This window comes from Roseomonas sp. CCTCC AB2023176 (assembly GCF_042259275.1).
Classification (GTDB): domain Bacteria; phylum Pseudomonadota; class Alphaproteobacteria; order Acetobacterales; family Acetobacteraceae; genus Roseomonas.
The window spans coordinates 3775722-3792500 of sequence record NZ_CP170086.1 but is presented as its reverse complement, the minus strand read 5'-3'; the positions used below and the strand labels follow the sequence as shown (position 1 = coordinate 3792500).

Here is a 16779-nt window from a genome sequence, read left to right as displayed (position 1 = left end):
ACGCGTACGAACTGACCATCACGGACCGAACCCTCCAGCAACAAGCTGGCAAGTCGGTCCTGCAGGTTCCGCTGGATGACGCGCCGCAGGGGCCGGGCTCCGTAGGTCGGGTCGTAGCCCGCCTCCGCCAGCCAGTCCCTGGCATCCTGGTCCAGGTCCAGCGTGATCTTCCGGTCCGAGAGGAGCGACCGCAGGCGCCCGAGCTGGATTTCGACGATCGCGCCCATGTCGCCCCGGGCCAAACGACGGAACAGGACGATCTCGTCGAGGCGGTTCAGGAACTCCGGCCGGAAGCGGGTCCGGACGATGTTCATGACCTGGCCGCGGACGAGGTCCACATCCTCCCCCTCCCGCTGGGCCGCCAGGACCTCGGAACCGAGGTTGGATGTCAGGACGATGAGTGTGTTGCGGAAGTCCACCGTCCTCCCCTGCCCGTCCGTCAGACGGCCGTCGTCCAGGACCTGAAGAAGGATGTTGAAGACGTCCTCATGCGCCTTCTCCACCTCGTCGAAGAGGATGACCTGATAGGGGCGCCGGCGAACGGCCTCAGTCAGCGCGCCGCCTTCCTCGTAGCCCACATATCCCGGCGGCGCGCCGATCAGGCGCGCCACGGCGTGCTTCTCCATGTATTCCGACATGTCCACGCGCAGCAGCGCGCGGTCGTCGTCGAACATGAAGGCTGCCAGCGCCTTCGTCAGTTCCGTCTTGCCGACGCCCGTCGGGCCGAGGAACAGGAAGGAGCCGATCGGGCGGTTCGGGTCCTGCAGGCCGGCGCGGGCGCGCCTCACCGCCTTGGAGACGGCTTCCAACGCCTCCTCCTGGCCGACGACGCGGCGGCGCAGCGCCTCCTCCATGCGGAGGAGTTTTGCCCGCTCGCCCTCAAGCATCTTTTCGACGGGCACGCCGGTCCAGCGTGAGACGACGGAAGCGATCCCCTCTTCCGTCACAGCCTCGTTCACCAGCCGCCCGCCGCTGTCGCCGGCCTCGGCAATCTGCTTCTCCAGGCGCGGGATGACGGAATACGTCAGTTCGCCGGCACGCGCGTAGTCTCCCTTGCGCTGCGCGAGTTCGACCTCCGTGCGGGCCTTGTCCAGCTCCTCCTTCGCCTTCTGGGCGGAGACGAGCCGGTCCTTCTCGGCCTGCCAACGGGTGGTCAGTTCGGCCGAACGCTCCTCGAGCGTCGCAACCTCGCGCTCCAGCTTCTCCAGCCGGTCGCGGGAGGCGACGTCCGTCTCGCGCTTCAGCGCCTCGCGCTCGATCTTCAGGCGCATGAGGTCGCGGTCCACCTCGTCCAGCTCCTCCGGCTTGCTGTCCACCTGCATGCGCAGGCGGGACGCCGCCTCGTCCACGAGGTCGATCGCCTTGTCCGGCAGGAAGCGGTCGGTGATGTAACGATTGGACAGCGTCGCCGCCGCGACCAGCGCGGAATCCGCGATGCGGACCCCGTGGTGAAGCTCGTACTTCTCGCGGATTCCGCGGAGGATGGAGATGGTGTCCTCCACGGAAGGCTCGCCGACGAAGACGGCCTGAAAGCGACGGGCGAGGGCCGCGTCCTTCTCGACGTGCTTGCGGTACTCGTCGAGCGTGGTGGCGCCGACGCAGTGCAGCTCGCCGCGGGCGAGCGCAGGCTTCAGCAGGTTCGACGCATCCATCGCGCCATCCGCCTTCCCAGCGCCGACGAGGGTGTGCATCTCGTCGATGAAGAGGATCACCTCGCCCTGGGCGGACTCGATCTCGGTGAGGACCCCCTTCAGCCGCTCCTCGAACTCGCCGCGATATTTGGCGCCGGCGACCATCGCCCCGAGGTCGAGCGCGAGGACACGCTTGGTCTTCAGCGCCTCCGGCACATCGCCGTTGACGATGCGCAGCGCGAGGCCCTCGACGATCGCGGTCTTCCCGACGCCAGGCTCGCCGATCAGGACGGGGTTGTTCTTGGTGCGGCGTGCCAGCACCTGGATGGTGCGGCGGATCTCCTCGTCGCGGCCGATGACCGGGTCGAGCTTGCCGTCGCGCGCGGCCGCCGTGAGATCGCGGGCGTACTTCTTCAGCGCGTCGAAGGACTGCTCGGCCGTGGCGTTGTCCACCTTGCGGCCTTTGCGGATGTCCTCGACGGCGGCCTCCAGCTTCTGCGCCGTCGCGCCGGCCTTGACGAGGATGCGGCCTGCCGTGGCATCGCTTGCCGCCAGCGCGACCAGCAGCCGGTCCTGCGCGACGTAGGAGTCGCCGGCCTTCGTCGCGGCGCGCTCGGCGCCGTCCAGCACGCGGACCAGGTCCGGCGTGACCTGCGGGTTGCCGGCACCACCGCCGCTGACGCGTGCGTTCCGCGCGACCTCCGCGTCCACCTCGCGCTTCGCCGCGACGGCGTCGCCGCCGGCGGCGCGGATCAGGCCGCTTGACGCGCCCTCCTCATCGTCGAGGAGCGCCTTCAGCAGGTGTTCCGGCGTGATGCGCTGATGGTATTCGCGGATCGCGATGGTCTGCGCGGCCTGCAGGAAGCCGCGCGCGCGCTCAGTGAGCTTCTCGATATCCATGCATGTCCCTCCGCCGCGGGCACGCGCACTGGCGTAGGTCCCGCGGTATCGCTGGCGACCGCCCTCCCCGCCCCTCACGAGGCGACGGCTTGGGCATCACTGAACGATGTGGTAGCGCCAGCGCCGGCCCTTCAAGGCCCGACGGGGCGAGGACGTTTCATTTCTCCATGCGTATCGAACGGATCTACCGCTATCCCGTGAAGGGCCTGACGGCCGAGAGCCTGGAGGAGGTGGCGCTGACGGAGGGTCAGACCCTTCCGCATGACCGGCGCTTCGCGCTCGTCCAAGGTGACACCGAGTTCGATGCGGCGTCGCCACGCTTCCTGCCGAAGCAGAACTTCGCCTGCATGATGAAGAACGCGAAGGTCGTGCTGGTCCGGGCAGCCTTCGACCCGCATGACGGCACGCTGTCGCTCGCGGCCGCGGGTCATGTGCCGATGGTCGCGCCGACGCGCACGGCGGCCGGGCGGGACGCGCTGGGGGCGTGGCTCACGGCCTTCCTCGGCGAGGAGGCGCGCTACGGCACCGCGGCGGACGGATCGCCCCGCGCACCATGGTTCACCGAGGCGCCGGGCCACGCCTTCACGGACCAGGTGAAGAAGGGCGTGTCCATCATCAACCTCGCGAGCCTCGCCGCGGTGGAACAGGCGCTCGGACGGCAGCTCGATCCGTTGCGGTTCCGCGCCAACTTCTACATCTCGGGCCTCGCGCCCTGGGCGGAATTCGGTTGGGTTGGGCAGGAGTTGCTCCTGGGCGGGGCGCGGCTCTCCGTCTTCAAGCGCACGGTGCGCTGCCCCGCGACCCAGGTGGACCTCGCAACGGGGGAACGGGATTGCGACGTGCCCCGTCTGCTGCAGGAGCACTTCGGCCACAAGGACCTTGGCGTGCACGCCGCCGTGCTGGAGGGCGGTCGCGTCGCGGTCGGGGACGCGCTCGAGCCGGTCTGACCGGCGTCGGAACGCTTGCCGCGGCCGGTTCGGCCGCCCATGCTCGCCCGCGTTAACGTGGGTTAAGGGTTGGGAGGTCCGGCTTGGACGAAGAGGGGTCCTCGGATCGCGAGGACGGCGCGTGGAACATCGCGGCAACGTCTGCCAACACGCTCTACCGTCCTCGCACGCTGAAGAACGGCCCGTCCTTCCTCGTTCTCGACCACCTCGGCGATGCACAGGCGTTCGGGCCGACGGCAGAGGGGCTCTTCCACGACGACACGCGGTTCCTGTCGCGGCTCGCGCTCCGGGTGGGCGGCGCGCGGCCGCTGCTGCTGTCCTCCGCGGTCAGCGCGGACAACGCGCTGCTGACGGTGAACCTGACGAATCCCGAGCTGCCGGACGCCGCGCGGACGCGTCGCGACACGATCCACCTGGAGCGTCAGGTCGTGCTCGGCGCGGGGCTGATGCGGGAGCGGCTGACGCTCCGGAACTTCGGGAACGCGCCGATCGCCTTCGACGTGACGCTCTCCCTCGGCGCTGATTTCGCCGACATCTTCGAGGTGCGCGGGCAGCGACGCGCCCGTCGTGGCGAACGCCTGCCGCCGCGCGCGACGGAGGACGGCGTCGTGTTCGCCTATCGCGGGCTGGACGGCGTCGAGCGGCGCACCTTCGCGCGCTTCGATCCAATGCCGGCGGACGAGCCCGGGCGCGACAACCGCTGGCCCCTGACGCTCACGCCGGGTGAGGAGCGGCGGATCGAGGTCGCGATCGCCTGCGAGTCCGGGCCGGAGCCGGGTCCCGCGCCGGCGGCCTTCGACCCGCTGCTGGCTGGCATCCGTGCCTGGGCGCGGCGGCGGGAAGGGGAACACGCATCGGTCACATCCTCCAATCCAGCCTTCGATGCGTGGTTCGCGCGGTCGCAGGCGGACCTGACGATGCTGACGACCGAGACCGAGCAAGGCCCCCTGCCCTATGGCGGCATCCCCTGGTTCTCCTGCCCCATCGGGCGGCACTCCATCGTCGCGGCGCTGCTGTGCCTCTGGTCCGATCCGGCGCTGGCTGCGGGCGTGCTGCGCTTCCATGCGGCGCACCAGGCGACCGCGATGGATCCGTCCCGTGATGCGGAGCCGGGGAAGATCCTGCATGAGCGTCGGCGGGGCGAAATGGCGGCACTGCGCGAGGTTCCCTTCGGCCTCTATTACGGGTCGGTGGATACGACGCCGCTCTTCGTCATGCTCGCCGCGTCCTACGCGGAGCGGACGGGCGACCTCGCGCTGATCCGTGGCATCTGGCCCAACATCGTCGCGGCGCTGAACTGGATCGAGCGGCACGGCGACGGGGATGGCGACCTGCTGGTCGAATACGACCGGCGCTCGGCGAACGGACTGATCCAGCAGGGCTGGAAGGATTCCTGGGACAGCGTCTTTCACGAGGACGGCTCGCCGGCCGAGGGGGAGATCGCCCTGATCGAGGTACAGGCCTATGCCGAGGCCGCCTGGCGCGGCGCGGCGCGGCTGGCCCGCGCGCTTGGGCAGGAAGGGCAGGCCGACCTTTGGTCAGACCGCGCGGAGGAGACGCGGGCGCGGATCGAGGAGGCGTTCTGGGACGAAACGCTAGGCACCTATGCCATGGCGCTGGACGGGGCAAAGCGGCCCTGCCGTGTGCGTTCCTCCAACCCGGGGCACGCACTGTTCACGGGGCTGCCCTCGCCAGACCGCGCGGCGCGCATCGCCGGCACGCTGATGTCGTCCCAAGGCTTCGGCGGCTGGGGCGTGCGGACCGTCGCGGCGGGGCAGGCGCGGTACAATCCGATGTCGTATCACGTCGGCTCGATCTGGCCGCACGACAACGCGCTGATCGCGCTGGGGCTGAAGCGCTACGGGCTGCACGCGCCGCTGGAGGCGTTGCTGGGCGGTCTCTACGCAAGCGCGCTGGCGATGGAAGACAAGCGGCTGCCCGAACTGTTCTGCGGGTTCCCGCGGCGGGACGGGGAGCCGCCGACCACCTATCCCGTCGCCTGCATCCCGCAAGCCTGGGCGGCGGCGGCTGCGCATGCGTCGCTGGGCGCGATGCTCGGCGTGGCCTTCCGGCCGGAGGAGCGGGAGATCCGCTTCGTCCGCCCGATCCTGCCGCCTTGGCTCGACGAATTGCGGGTCGGCAACCTGCGGCTCGGCGAGGCTTCAGCGGAGGTTCTGCTGCGACGCGGCCGCGGCGAGGGCGGCGTCACCGTGAGGGTGCTGCGCCGCACCGGCCCGCTGGAGGTGGCGGTCATCGCCTGATCGCGGACGTCCCGGCTACTGGCCGACTACTGAAGGGCTTCGCGGCCCTCGGTCTCGACGGCCTCGTGCGAGCCATCGGGGCCTGCATGGCCGTTGACGGGGCCGACTTCCTCGACACCCTCGGACGGCGGTGGGCCGTCGTCGTTGCCCTGGTAGCGGCGCTGCTGGTAGCCGCCATTGCCCTGTGGCTGCTGACCCTGGACCTGGTTCATCGCGCCGAGGATGCGGAAATAGTGCTCGGCGTGCTGGAAGTAGCCCTCGGCGGCGACCCGGTCGCCGGAGCTCGTCGCGTCCCGGCCGAGCTGGAGGTACTTCTCGAAAAGCTGCTGGGCGGTGCCCCGCATCCGCATATCCGGTCCGATCGAGTCGAACACGTGGTTGCGGTTCATGGGTTGGTGGTTGGTGTTGGGACGGGGACCGCCGCCGCCACCGTGGCCGCCACCGCCATGGCCACCCCCCCGGTAGTTCCCGCGGCCGCGCATGCGCTTCATGTTCATGGTCTGTGGTGTTCGCACCTTCGGGCCCGCGGCCCGTACGCGATGGGCGAACCCATCACTTGGCGAGACGTGGCGCTGAGAGTTGTGCCGGTCGGCTCGCCCGCGGGATCAACCTTCCCGCCCGATCCGCCGCGACCTGTGCCAGGTGGCGCGATGGGGGGAGCCGTGACGGGAACCTAGTGTCCCCGCCCGATTCCTCCAAACGGTTTTTTCGCGCCCGGATCAGGTCGGGTCTACGGCAAGCGTCAGCATGAGCGCCCGGGGGATGCCGGCGAGGTCGGGGCGGCAAGCCAGGACGGTCAGGCCGCTGTCGTGCATGAGGCCGGACACCGGCACTTCCTGCCCGTGACCGAGTTCGAGGACAGCGAGGCCACGCGGGGCCAGAAGGCGTGGCAGGGCGCGGGCCAGGGCGCGGTAGGCGTCCAGGCCGTCGGCGCCGCCGTCCAGGGCGAGATGCGGTTCGTACCGGGAGACGTCGGGCATGAGGTCGGGGATCACCGCCGACTCGATATAGGGCGGGTTGGAGAAGATCAGGTCGAAACGGCCGGTGACGGCGGCATCCCAGTCGCCCACCGCGAACGCGGCGCGGTCGTCCAGACGATTGGCGACTGCGTTGTCCAAGGCGAGCCGGGCCGCGGCTTCGCTGCGGTCCAGCCCGAGGCCGAAGGCGGCGGCGGCGAACTCGGACAGGGCGGCCAGGAGCAGGGCGCCGGTGCCGGTCCCGAGGTCGAGGATGCGCCGTACGGCCGCCCGGTCGCGGCGGGCGTCGAGCGCGGCTTCGATCAGCGTCTCGGTGTCGGCCCGCGGCACCAGCGCGTCGGGGGTGGAGCGCAGCGCCAGGGTCCAGAACCCGGCCTCACCAAGCAAGTGCGCGACCGGTGTGCGGGCCGCGCGGGCAGCCAGGAGCGCGCGGAAGCGAGAGGCTGTATCGGGCGGGACAGGGGCGCGGGGGTCACGCAGGAGCGAGTCCTGCGTCCCGCCGGTCGCATGGGCCAGGAGAAGGCGGGCTTCGAAGCGCGGCTGCTCGATACCCGCGGCGCGGAGGATCTGGCCGGCCTGGCACAGGAAGGCCCCGACGGTTTCGCCCATTCCCGAAGTAGAGGGCTCGCAGGCCACGTCAGTCCGCCTCGGCCGCGAGCCGCGCGGCCTCGTCCTCGGCGATGAGAGCGTCGATGATGTCGTCCAGTTCCCCCAGCATCACGCGCTCGATCTTGTGCAGCGTCAGGCTGATCCGGTGGTCGGTCACGCGCCCTTGCGGGAAGTTGTAGGTGCGGATGCGCTCGCTGCGGTCGCCGGTGCCGACCTGCCCCCGGCGGTCGGCGGCCCGGGCGTTGTCGGCGGCGGCGCGCTGGCCCTCGTAGATTCGGGCGCGAAGCACCTTCATCGCCTTCGCGCGGTTCTTGTGCTGCGACTTCTCCTCCTGCATCGCGACGACGATGCCGGTCGGCAGGTGGGTGATGCGGACCGCGCTGTCCGTCTTGTTCACGTGCTGCCCGCCGGCGCCGCTCGCGCGGTAGGTGTCGATCCGCAGGTCGGATTCGCTGATCTGGACGTCCACCTCCTCCGCCTCCGGCAGCACGGCGACGGTCACGGTGGAGGTGTGGATGCGGCCTTGGGTTTCGGTTGCCGGCACGCGCTGGACGCGGTGCACGCCGCTCTCGAATTTCAGCTTCGCGAAGACACCGCGGCCCGTGACGGACGCCGTGGCACCCTTCACGCCACCCAGCTCGTTCTCGTCGTAGTCCAGGGTTTCCCAGCGCCAGCCCTGCCGCTCGGCGTAGCGCTGGTAGGCGCGAAACATTTCGCCGGCAAAGATGCCCGCCTCGTCGCCGCCGGCGGCGGGGCGGACTTCCAGGATCGCGGAGCGCTCATCCGCCGCGTCGCGCGGCAGCAGCATGATCCGGATTTCCCGCACCAGCACGGGAACGCGGTCCTTCTGGGAGAGGAACTCCGGCTCGGCCAGCTCGCGCATCTCGGGGTCCGCGAGCAGTGCCTCCGCCTCATCCCGCGCGCGCTCGGCGGCGCGCAGCTCGCCGACCTTCGCGACGATCGGCTCGAGGTCCGACAGTTCCTTCGACAAGGTGCCGAAGCGGGAGCCGTCGGCGGTGCCGAGTGCGTGCCGGATCTCGTCGGCCCGGGTCAGCAGGCGGTCGAGTTTCTGGGGGAGCGCCATCAGGACAAGCGCGCGGGCAGCTCCGCCAGCGCCACGCTCTCCTGCGTGCCGGCGTCGAGGTCGCGGAACTGGACGGTGCCGGCTGCGATCTCGTCGTCGCCGATGATGACGGCGGCGCGGGCATTGAGCTTGTTCGCACGCTCCATCCGCCGCTTCAGGTTTCCCTTGTAGGCGACCTCGGCCGCTAGACCGACGCGGCGCAGTGCCTGCGCCGCGTCGAGCGCCACGGCCTCCGCCGCCTCGCCGACCGGGATGACGGCGACCGGGCGCGGCGCGGGCGGGGTGCGGCCGGCGCCTTCCAAGAGGAGCGACAGGCGTTCAATGCCTGCGGCCCAGCCGACGCAGGGCGTTGAAGGGCCGCCCATTTCCTCGACGAGGCCGTTGTAGCGGCCGCCACCGAGGACGGTGCCCTGCGCGCCCAGGCGGTCGGTGACGAACTCGAAGGCCGTGTGGCTGTAGTAGTCCAGGCCGCGCACGATGCGCGGGTTCTCTCGGTAGGGCACGCCGAAGCGGTCGAGGTGCCGGCGGACGGAGTCGTAGAAGGCCGAGGCCTCCGGCGTCAGGTGCGCGTGGATCGTGGGCGCATCGGCCACGATCGCCTTGTCCTTCGCGTCCTTGCTGTCCACGACGCGGAGGGGATTGCGTTCCAGCCGCGCCTGGCTCTCGGCGGACAGCCCGTCCTTGTGGCCCAGGAAATAGGCAATGAGGGCCGCGCGATAGGCATCGCGGGACGGCGCGTCGCCGAGGGTGTTGATCTCCAGCACCGTGCCCTCGGCCACGCCGAGGTCTGACAGGATGTGCCAGCCGCAGGCGATCACCTCGGCATCGGCCAGCGGCTCGGCGGCGCCGAGCACCTCCAGGTCAATCTGATGAAACTGGCGGTAGCGGCCCTTCTGCGGCCGTTCGTAGCGGAACATCGGTCCCGCCGCGAACACCTTGCGCGGGAGCGTCTGGGTCAGGCCATTGGTGACGAGGGCGCGGCACAGCCCAGCCGTATACTCGGGACGCAGGGTGACGCTGTCCCCGCCGCGGTCCTCGAAGGTGTACATCTCCTTCGTCACGACGTCCGACGTCTCGCCGAGGGTGCGGAAGAAGACGCGCGTGTCCTCGAAGATCGGAGTCGCCCATTCCTCGAAGCCGTAGAGGGCGGCGACGCGCCGGGCCGTGTCCACGACGTGGTGGTGGCGCCGGAAGTCCTCGCCGATCAGGTCATGCGTGCCGCGGGCGGGCTGGAGAGGCTGGGCCATGGGGGGCGGTGGATTAGCACCCGCGCCTCACCTTGTCCCTACCCCTCCCGAAGCACCACGACGGCCTGGCGCAGCAGGTCCTTGGCACGGTCGAGCACGACGGCGTCGTCATCCTCCAGCAGGCCGTGGCCTTCCTCGAACTCCTCCAGCAGGTCGAGGATGGCCTGCTCGAAGGCGCTGAGGACCGGGTGCGCGTCGTCGCTCATTTGGCCAGGGCGGGCTCAGGGGTCGGCGCGGCCTCGGCGGCCTTCGCGGCGCGGACCGCCTCGGCCCTCTGCTCCACGAGATCGACGATGTGGTCCACCATGTCACCGGTCCGGATCGTGTGGTCGCGCTTCCCGGCGGAATAGACCATGTGGGTCCCTTCCCCGCCCCCGGTCAGGCCGATGTCGGTCATCAGCGCCTCGCCCGGGCCGTTCACGACGCAGCCGATGATGGACAGCGTGATGGGCACGTCGATATGGGCCAGCCGCTCCTCAAGCTTCTCCACCGTGCGGATCACGTCGAAGCCCTGCCGCGCGCAGGACGGGCAGGAGATGATCTTCACCCCGCGGTGGCGCAGGCCGAGCGACTTCAGGATCTCCCAGCCGACCAGCACTTCCTCTTCCGGCTCCGCGGACAGGGACACGCGCACCGTGTCGCCGATGCCGGCCCAGAGGAGGCTGCCGAGGCCGATCGCCGACTTCACCGTGCCGGTCCGGCGCCCGCCGGCTTCGGTGATGCCGATGTGGAGCGGGTGATCGCAGGCCTCGGCCAGTTGCTGGTAGGCGGCGACGGCGAGGAAGACGTCGCTCGCCTTCACGCTGATCTTGAACTCGTGGAAGTCGTTCTGCAGCAGGTGGTCGGCGTGCCAAAGCGCGCTCTCGACCAGCGCATCGGGGTTGGGCTCGCCGTATTTCTCCAGCAGGTGCTTCTCAAGCGAGCCGGCATTGACGCCGATGCGGATGGAGCAGCCATGGTCCTTCGCGGCGCGGACGACTTCCTTAACCCGCTCCGCGCTGCCGATGTTGCCGGGGTTGATGCGTAGGCACGCAGCGCCGGCCTGGGCGGCCTCGATCGCGCGCTTGTAGTGGAAGTGGATGTCGGCAACGACGGGAACGTTCACCTCCCGCACGATCTCGGCCAGCGCCGCGGTGCTCGGCTCGTCGGGGCAGGAGACGCGGACGATGTCCACGCCGGCGAGTTCGGAGCGGCGGATCTGGGCGATCGTCGCCTGCGCGTCCTCGGTCGGCGTGTTGGTCATGGTCTGGACGGAGATCGGGGCGTCGCCGCCGACGGGCACCTTGCCGACGTGGATCTGCCGGGACTTCCGACGCTCGATGTGCTGGTACGGGCGGTAGGACATGGGGGGCCTCTCGACGCGCGAGGGATATGGCAGGGCGGCCCCGGAAGGCCAAGGCGTAGGCGGCCGCCCGGGAGGTCCCCAGGTGGCGGCCCGTCAGCGCGGGGCGGGGCCGGGGGTGGCCGTCGCGGTGCCCGGCCCGGCCGCCTGGGGCGGGCGCGCGGCGCGGAGCGTGTCTGGGTTCACGGCGACGTCGCGGACGACGCCCTGACGGCCGGCCAGGACCTGGGTCGCCTGGCCATCCACCACGACTTCCAGCCCCTGGGCCTTGCCGGTCGAGAAGACCAGGCCCTCGCGACCACCCGGGACCTGGAAGGCTTCCCCGGCGCGGAGGACGCGGTTCAGCAGCACCTGGCCGGACCGGGAATCCCGGACCTGGACCCAGGCCTCATCCGTCGCGCGGAGGGTGACGCGGCTTGCATCCGGCGCGGGCGCGGCGGGCGTCACGGGCGGCGGGGCCGGGGCGGCGGGCGTGACGGCCGCAGGACCCGGCGTCCCAGCGGTGCCGGGGCCGGCTTGGGGCGCGGCGGCCGGGGGCCGCGCCTGGCCGATCATGACGTTGCCCGGGCTGCCCGGGGCGGCGCCCGGGGCCGGCGGAGTGACCCCGGGGCGGCCGCCCGGCACGGCCTGGCCGAGGGTAGGCGGCAGAACCGGCGCTGTATCGGCGCCGGTTGGCGAAAGGGAGGACACGGCCTCCCGCGCCGCCTGTTCCACCCGGGCCGGAGGGGGTGGGATGTTGTCCACGACGCGGTCGGCCGAGCCGCTCCAGGACCACCAAGCCGCGTAGCCACCGACAAGCACGATCGCACCGATCAGCATGACGACGCCGGCGGGCATCCCCCGCTGCGTCACCGGCTCGGGGAAGACGAGGTCGGTGCGGCCGCGGGGGCTGGCAGGGCCGTCGCGGTAGCGCCGTGCCAGGTCGTCCGCGTTCAGGCCGAGGCTGCGGGCGTAGGTCCGCACAAAGCCCAGCGCGTAGGCGGGACCGGGCAGGTCGCGGCTGCGACCCTCCTCGAGAGCCGCGAGGTAGCGCCGGTTGATGCGCAGCCGGTCGGACACCTCGTCGAGGGTGATGCCGAGGGCGAGCCGGGCGTCGCGCAATTCCTCGCCGACGCGGGCGGCCTCGGCGGAGGCCATGTCGTTCTTTACCATGCGCGGGGATGGCTCGGGCGCGGGGTCATTCGGGGCTCGTCGGGGATGGGCGGGACACCTATCGCGGGGCGGGCGGGCGCGGAAGTCCCGAGTTCCGGTGGCGTGTTGTGCCCGGCGGCACGAATATCGCAGTGTCCTGATCGAACGGGATCGGTGACATCGATCCCCCGCATCGGAACCGACGTGGCGCGCCTCGACCTCGATGGACTGACGAAGCGTTACGGGGCGCAGGCCGCCGTGGATGGCCTGACGCTCTCGGCCGCGCCGGGGGAGTGCATCGCCCTCCTCGGGCCTTCAGGCTGTGGCAAGACGACGACGCTGCGCATGGCCGCGGGCTTCGTAGCGCCCGACGGGGGCGACATCCGCCTGGACGGGCGCAGCATCGCGCGGGACCCGCCGCACCGGCGCCCGATCGGGATGGTGTTCCAGGCCTATGCCCTCTTTCCGCACATGAGCGCGGCGGGGAACGTTGCCTTCGGACTGGAGATGCGGAACCTGCCGAGGGCCGAGCGCGGGCGGCGGACCGCGGAGGCGCTGGCCCTGGTGGGGCTATCGGGGATGGCGGATCGTTACCCCTCCCAGATGTCCGGGGGGCAGCAGCAGCGGGTGGCCCTGGCCCGGGCGCTGGTGATCGAACCCGAATTGCTTCTGCTGGACGAGCCGCTGTCGAACCTCGACGCGACGCTGCGGGGGGAGATGCGGGCGGAGATCTCCCGCCTTCGGGCGCGGCTGCCGGTGACGACGCTGTTCGTCACGCACGACCAGTCCGAGGCGATGGCGCTCGCCGACCGGATCGCGGTGCTGGACAAGGGGCAGCTGGTCGAGGTTTCCGATCCCCGGACCCTGTCGGAGGCGCCGACCCGGCTCTTCACGGCGCGCTTCCTCGGCGAACGGACGGTGCTGCCCGGCGCAGTGCGGGACGGCACCTTCGACCTCGGGACCGGGCTGTCGGCCCGGATCACGTCGGGCGCGCCGGCGCGGCCGACGCACCTCGCGCTGCGCGCCGCGCGGCTGCGCTTCGGAACGGAGGGGGAGGACGCGCCCCTGCGCCTCCCCGGCCGGGTCGCGGAGGCCGCGTGGCTTGGCGACACCGTCTCCTACCAGGTGCAGACCGCGGGGCCGCGCCTCGCCGTCATCCGCCCGACCACCGAGGCGCCGTTGCCGCCCGGCGCCGAGGTCACCGTCATCGCCGGGCCCGACGCCATGGCCTGGATTGCCGAACCCCAAACCGAACAGGACCTTGCCGCATGACCGCCCTCCCCCGCCGCCTCATCCTGGGGGCCGGACTGGCTGCCCCCTATGCCTTCAGCCGCGCGGCCGTCGCGCAGATCAACCGGGGCGATGAGTTGACCGTCGGCATCTGGGGCGGCGCGCAGGAGCGGATCACCCGCCAGTTCTGCGCGCGGCCGCTGGAGGAGCGCTACGGCGTGAAGGTCAACTTCGTCCTCGGCGGCACGCCGGAGCGGCGGGCCAGGGCCTATGCGGAGCGCGGGCGGCCGTCCTTCGACATCGTCTACCTCAACATCTTCGAGAGCCGGCAGGCCGTGAAGGACGGCGTGACCCAGGCCGCGACGGATGCGGTACCGAACGCGGCGCATCTGTTTCCCGCGGCGAAGGTCGGCGGCTACGGCGTGGCCTTCAATCCCGTCACGATCGTCTACGACAGGCGCAAGGTCCGCGCGCCCATGACGTCCTGGAAGGACCTGTGGCGCGAGGACCTGCGGGGGCAGGTGATCTGGCCGTCCTACCCCGGCGCGCAAGGCACGGCGGCGCTGCTGATGGCCGCGAAGATCCATGGCGGGTCGGAGAACGACATCGAGCCGGCCTTCCGGGAGATCGCCCGCCTCAAGCCCTTCGCGGCGATCCAGGGGAGCCAGGACCAGCTCTACACGATGTTCGACCAGGGCGTCGGCGCGGCGTCCGTCGAGTTCGGCTCGTTCACGCGCTCCTATGCGGAAACCCGGAACCCGAACATCGAGATCGCGGACCCCGTGGAGGGGCAGGCGATCTCCGCCAACTACGCCTGCATCACCGTCGGCACGCGGAACCAGCGGTTGGCGGAGGAGTGGATCAACCTGCACCTCTCGCCGGAGTGCCAGCTGGAGTATGCCAAGGCAATCTACTACTCGCCGACCGTGACGAACGTGGATGTGCCGGCGGACCTCGCTCCGAAATTGCTGTTGGGAGAACAGGTCCGGCGCCTCGTGGACTTCGACTGGGACGTGGTGATCCGCAACCAGCCCCGCTGGTCCTCGCGGTTCCAGCGGGAAATCGCGGGATAGCCGCCGTTCCTTGATCCTCGCCCTTCCCTACGCGCTGTGGCTGCTGGCGGCCTTCGCGGCGCCGCTGGCCGCGGTGGCCCTGATGAGCGTGCAGGAGAGCCAGGAGCCCTTCACCCCGCTCTCCCTCCTCCCCGACACGGCGCAGTATGCGGAGATCGCGACCGACCCGTTCCTGCTCCGGACGCTCGGGCAGACCGTGGCGCTCGGGGCGGGGGTCACGCTGGCCTCGGCCTGCCTCGCCTATCCCGTGGCGCTCTGGCTGACCCGGCTGGCGCCGCGCTGGCGGCCCTGGGGCTTCGCACTGGTGCTCGTGCCGCTGCTGACGAACGTCGTGGTGCGCTCGCTCGGCATCATCCTGCTGCTGGCGCCGGGTGGGCCGGTCGGGTGGGTGGCGGAGAGCGTCGGGCTGCCGCGGCCTAACCTACTGTTCGGGTGGTTCGCCGTGGGGCTGTCGCTGACGCAGGTCTTCATGCCCTACCTCGTCCTGTCGCTCTACGACGTGCTCGAGGGGGCGGACCGGCGCCTTCCGGAAGCGGCCTCCGGCCTCGGCGCGGGACCGGCGATGCGGTTCCTGCGGGTGACCCTGCCGCTGTCGCTGGGCGGGCTGCGGGCCGGGCTGACGGTCGTGTTCCTGCTGGCCTCAACGGCCTACGTCTCGGCGACGCTCGTCGGGGGGCGGAAGGTCACGGTCACCGGGATGATCATCTACAGGGAGGCGCTGGAGAACCTGAACGTTCCCCTGGCGTCGGCGCTGTCCATGACGATGCTCGCGATCTCCGTCGTCTCGACGCTGCTCATCGCGGCCGTCATCGGCGGGTTGATGCCCTGGGCGCGGGGGCGGCCGCGGCGGCCGGCGCGGGGCCTGCCGCCGATGCTGCGCCGCGCGCTGGTCCGGGCGGTCGAGGCGGTCGGGCCGTGGGTCGGGCGGCTGCTCCTGGCGATCGGCGTGGCGCTGCTGGTCTTCCCGCTGCTGCTCGTGGCCGTGGCCTCGGTGAATGACGTGCGGCAGGCGACGGTCGCCTCCTTCCACGGCTTCACTTGGCGCTGGTACGCGGCGATCTGGGACAACCGGCGCTACCTCGGCGATTTCCGGACCTCGCTGGAACTGGCGGCAGCGACGACGGCGATCTCCCTCCTCCTCGCGCTGCCCGCGTCCTTCGCCCTGGTCCGCGGCGCCTTCCGGGGGCGGGAAGCGCTGGGCGCCGCCCTCATGCTGCCCCTCGCCCTGCCGGGCATCGCGATCGGGCTGGGAATGCTGCGGCTGCTGCAATGGTTCGTGGAGGTCCCGCCCTTCCTCGGAATGCTCGCCGTCCACGTCGTGCTCGTCGCGCCCTTCGTGCTGGCCATGCTGCGCGCCTCCGTGGCGACCCTCGACCGGTCGCTGGAGGAAGCGGCAGGCGGGCTGGGCGCGCCGCCGCGCCGGGTCCTGTGGCGGGTGATCCTGCCGCAACTGGCGCCCGGTCTGGTCGTGGCCGGGCTGCTCGGCTTCCTCATCTCCTTCGGGGAGGTCACGGTGACGGCCTTCCTCGTCAACGCGCGGCTCCAGACCTTACCAGTGCGGATCTACGCGGAGGCGACCTTCTCCCTCGAGAACACGGTCAACGCCCTGGCCACGCTCACGATCCTCATGACGGTCGGGTTGCTGCTCGTGGTGAACCGGTTCGTTCGGCTCGATCGTGTCTGGAAGCGGTGATTCGCCTTGCCCCTGCCAGCATGACGGTGTGATGACTCCCCGGCCGGTGCGCGGGGCCGGCAGCCAAGGGGCCCGCCGCCGTGTGCCGTTTCCTCGCCTACCAGGTCGAGCCCATCTTCCCGGGCGACCTGGTCTGCGCGCCCTCCCACTCCCTCGTCGCCCAATCGCTCCACGCCGACGAGGGGAAGACCCGGACCAACGGGGACGGCTTCGGCCTGGGCTGGTACGGGCAGCGGGAGGAGTTGGGGCTCTACCGCGAACTCCGCCCGGCCTGGTCCGACGAGAACCTGCGCTCCCTCTGCGAACAGGTGCGGTCGCGGCTGTTCCTTGCGCATGTCCGGGCGCGACCGGCACCGCGACGACGCGGGCCAACTGCCACCCTTTCGCGGTGGGACGGCACTTGTCCATGCACAACGGCCAGATCGGCGGCTATGCGTCGGTCCGCCGCAAGGTCTAGGCGCTGATCCCCGACGAACTCTATGCCCACCGACTCGGCACGGCGGATACCGAGGCGCTGTTCCTCGCCGCCCTGGCGGATGGCGTCGAGGACGACGCGCTCGGAGCCATGTCCCGCACCCTTGCCTGCGTGGTCGCGATCATGTGCGCGGCTGGGGTGCGGGAAGCGCTGCGCTTCACGGCCGTCCACTCGGACGG

General features: G+C 71.1%; 13 protein-coding genes (1 of these 13 cut by a window edge). 5 read left to right on the top strand and 8 right to left on the bottom strand.

The features are described 5' to 3' along the window. Window positions 1–2531 carry the 5' portion of an ATP-dependent chaperone ClpB gene (clpB, locus tag ACE7GA_RS18955; protein ID WP_376089990.1) on the bottom strand. 70 nt of this gene lie to the left of the window's left edge, so 2531 of the gene's 2601 nt are visible here — the first part of the coding sequence; it begins with the start codon at window positions 2529–2531; the stop codon falls past the left edge of the window. A 167-nt stretch (window positions 2532–2698) separates the two neighbouring features. Here clpB and ACE7GA_RS18950 point away from each other — a divergent pair, with 167 nt between their 5' ends. Both ACE7GA_RS18950 and ACE7GA_RS18945 read left to right on the top strand, forming a co-directional pair. Continuing rightward, the gene (locus ACE7GA_RS18950) at window positions 2699–3478 is read left to right on the top strand and encodes an MOSC domain-containing protein (protein ID WP_376089987.1); all 780 of its coding nucleotides are present in this window, start codon (window positions 2699–2701) and stop codon (window positions 3476–3478) included. Between the two features lie 83 nt (window positions 3479–3561). Further along, complete coding sequence (locus ACE7GA_RS18945) at window positions 3562–5739, top strand: glycogen debranching N-terminal domain-containing protein (protein WP_376089984.1); 2178 nt, start codon at window positions 3562–3564, stop codon at window positions 5737–5739. Window positions 5740–5765: 26 nt separating this feature from the next. Here ACE7GA_RS18945 and ACE7GA_RS18940 read toward each other — a convergent pair whose 3' ends face one another. The 7 genes from ACE7GA_RS18940 to ACE7GA_RS18910 all read right to left on the bottom strand — a co-directional run bounded on the left by ACE7GA_RS18940 (window position 5766) and on the right by ACE7GA_RS18910 (window position 12150). Beyond that, on the bottom strand, window positions 5766–6128 hold the full coding sequence (locus ACE7GA_RS18940; protein ID WP_376089981.1) for a DUF4167 domain-containing protein: 363 nt from the start codon (window positions 6126–6128) through the stop codon (window positions 5766–5768). A gap of 330 nt (window positions 6129–6458) precedes the next feature. Next, window positions 6459–7325, bottom strand: coding sequence for a peptide chain release factor N(5)-glutamine methyltransferase (gene prmC / locus ACE7GA_RS18935; protein WP_376089978.1), 867 nt, complete (start codon window positions 7323–7325; stop codon window positions 6459–6461). Window positions 7326–7353: 28 nt separating this feature from the next. Beyond that, window positions 7354–8409: a peptide chain release factor 1 gene (gene prfA / locus ACE7GA_RS18930; RefSeq protein ID WP_376089975.1), complete on the bottom strand. Its 1056-nt coding sequence runs from the start codon at window positions 8407–8409 to the stop codon at window positions 7354–7356. After that, window positions 8409–9656: a histidine--tRNA ligase gene (gene hisS / locus ACE7GA_RS18925; RefSeq protein WP_376089972.1), complete on the bottom strand. Its 1248-nt coding sequence runs from the start codon at window positions 9654–9656 to the stop codon at window positions 8409–8411. Before hisS ends, prfA begins: the two co-directional genes overlap by 1 nt. Before the next feature lie 38 nt (window positions 9657–9694). Continuing rightward, window positions 9695–9862: a hypothetical protein gene (locus ACE7GA_RS18920; protein WP_376089969.1), complete on the bottom strand. Its 168-nt coding sequence runs from the start codon at window positions 9860–9862 to the stop codon at window positions 9695–9697. Further along, on the bottom strand, window positions 9859–11001 hold the full coding sequence (gene ispG, locus ACE7GA_RS18915) for a flavodoxin-dependent (E)-4-hydroxy-3-methylbut-2-enyl-diphosphate synthase (RefSeq protein WP_376089966.1): 1143 nt from the start codon (window positions 10999–11001) through the stop codon (window positions 9859–9861). The genes ACE7GA_RS18920 and ispG overlap by 4 nt, the downstream gene beginning before the upstream one ends. 93 nt (window positions 11002–11094) lie before the next feature. Further along, on the bottom strand, window positions 11095–12150 hold the full coding sequence (locus ACE7GA_RS18910) for a helix-turn-helix domain-containing protein (RefSeq protein ID WP_376089963.1): 1056 nt from the start codon (window positions 12148–12150) through the stop codon (window positions 11095–11097). 153 nt (window positions 12151–12303) lie between these two features. Here ACE7GA_RS18910 and ACE7GA_RS18905 point away from each other — a divergent pair, with 153 nt between their 5' ends. The 3 genes from ACE7GA_RS18905 to ACE7GA_RS18895 are packed head-to-tail and all read left to right on the top strand — an operon-like array spanning window position 12304 to window position 16125. Continuing rightward, window positions 12304–13401, top strand: coding sequence for an ABC transporter ATP-binding protein (locus ACE7GA_RS18905; RefSeq protein ID WP_376089960.1), 1098 nt, complete (start codon window positions 12304–12306; stop codon window positions 13399–13401). Next, entirely contained in the window at window positions 13398–14432 is a 1035-nt protein-coding gene (locus ACE7GA_RS18900) for a PotD/PotF family extracellular solute-binding protein (RefSeq protein WP_376089957.1), read from the top strand. The genes ACE7GA_RS18905 and ACE7GA_RS18900 overlap by 4 nt, the downstream gene beginning before the upstream one ends. 10 nt (window positions 14433–14442) lie before the next feature. Then, window positions 14443–16125, top strand: coding sequence for an ABC transporter permease (locus ACE7GA_RS18895; RefSeq protein ID WP_376089954.1), 1683 nt, complete (start codon window positions 14443–14445; stop codon window positions 16123–16125). Window positions 16126–16779 lie beyond the last annotated feature (654 nt).